The sequence below is a fragment of the Bacillus sp. GMa5/1 genome, assembly GCF_050172015.1.
In the GTDB taxonomy this organism is placed as follows: domain Bacteria; phylum Bacillota; class Bacilli; order Bacillales; family Bacillaceae_G; genus Bacillus_A; species Bacillus_A cereus.
Genome location: NZ_JBNLYC010000387.1, coordinates 1 through 1,525, shown reverse-complemented (window position 1 = coordinate 1,525; position 1,525 = coordinate 1). Strand labels below are relative to the sequence as shown.

Below are 1,525 nucleotides of genomic sequence, written 5' to 3'. Positions count from 1 at the left end.
AATTTATTTTCATCAGCTTCAAACACTTGTATGTACACTTTTATTTCATATTCTATCAAAAATCTAAGTATATCATCATCAAGAATGCTTCCATTAGTGAATATTGAAAATTTTGAGATGCCAATTTTTTTAGCAATTCCTACGATAGTTTTAATGAAATTAAATTCTAAAAATGGTTCTCCACCAATGAATAGGAGCTCTTCTCCATGAAGATTATAAAATGCTTCTAAAATTATTCTCCACTGCGATTGGGTTAATATATTAAAATTAATATTTTTGGGCCATATTTTACATCCTGTCTTTCGAAAAATGCTTGAATCCACATTACAGTGCTTACAATTCATGTTACAATCTGTGGAGGTTAAAATGAACATTTGTCTTAGAGTGTTGTTTTTTATGAATATTCTGTTTTTTGTTTCGTTAGTTTCAAAAAATGGTTCAATAAATTGTGGATTATCGTAATATGCACCTAAATTCAAATTCATTAATTCATCTAAAATACCCAATTCTATATCAATGGAACTAAGGGGTTCATTTTCCTGACATCGTTTTAATAATTCAGCGTTTTCTTTGTTTATTTTAATCATTTTTCCGCTACTGATATCATACAAACACGAATTATTTTTTCCTATCTCTAAGTGACAATATGGATACAATCTGAAATATTTTTTCATTTCATCATCTCCTTGACAGAATCAAGATCACTAGTATGATTGTAAACCTTCATTACATCAAAACCTTTTTCTTTCTTTGTAAAATAATCTTCTAAATTTTTTTTAACCGCTACCTTCTTAGATTTACAAAATGATGGTTTAATTCTTCCAGTTTCATCTAGAAACATAAAACATGCCTCACACATTGTTCTAATCGGACAGTATTTACATGAGTCACTATTAAAATGTTGAACTAATTTTTCAGTAACACTATCTACAAGCTTCCAATTTAAACCCTTTTCAACAGTACCTATCGGATACTTTTTACACATTTTTTCACATAATGTTAGAGTGCCATCAGGAGAAACAGCTATTTTACTAGTAGGAATGCAACTATTTCGGGTAATTTGTTGTTGTCCATCCTTATTTCTTATTGAAAGAACAAAATCTTTCATTACTAGCGGACCAGCCACTTGTTGAAAATGATCATCACATGTTTCAGATTCATATAATTCGTGTTCAATTTTCTGCATAGCATTTTTGAAATTATTTTTATCAAAATTCCATTTTCCAGTTTTAACTTGTTCCTCACACCAATCAAAATATAATGTATCAAATGGATTAATTTGATTATAAAGAACAAAAAACGGATTAAATAAATCATAGTTTTCCTCGAAAAATTTCGCTACTTTATATACGTCGGTATATTGGTCAAAGCAGCAATTAAAACTAATAACTTGTTCTATATTTTGTTCCTTTTTCTTTTCTTGAAGTCTTTTAATATTTTTGAACGCTCGTTCAAAGGTGGGCATTCCATTGACAAAGACTCTGTTTCGATCATGATTCTCTTTAAAACCATCAATGCTAAAAGT

Annotated in this window: 2 protein-coding genes; both read right to left on the bottom strand. The window is 28.9% G+C overall.

The features are described from left to right. The coding region (locus ACQGSG_RS28855; protein WP_426948730.1) for a radical SAM protein at positions 1-674 on the bottom strand (674 nt) is incomplete at its 3' end. Then, positions 671-1,525: hypothetical protein (locus tag ACQGSG_RS28850; RefSeq protein ID WP_426948728.1), on the bottom strand; the 855-nt coding region annotated here is incomplete at its 5' end. The genes ACQGSG_RS28855 and ACQGSG_RS28850, both read right to left, overlap by 4 nt.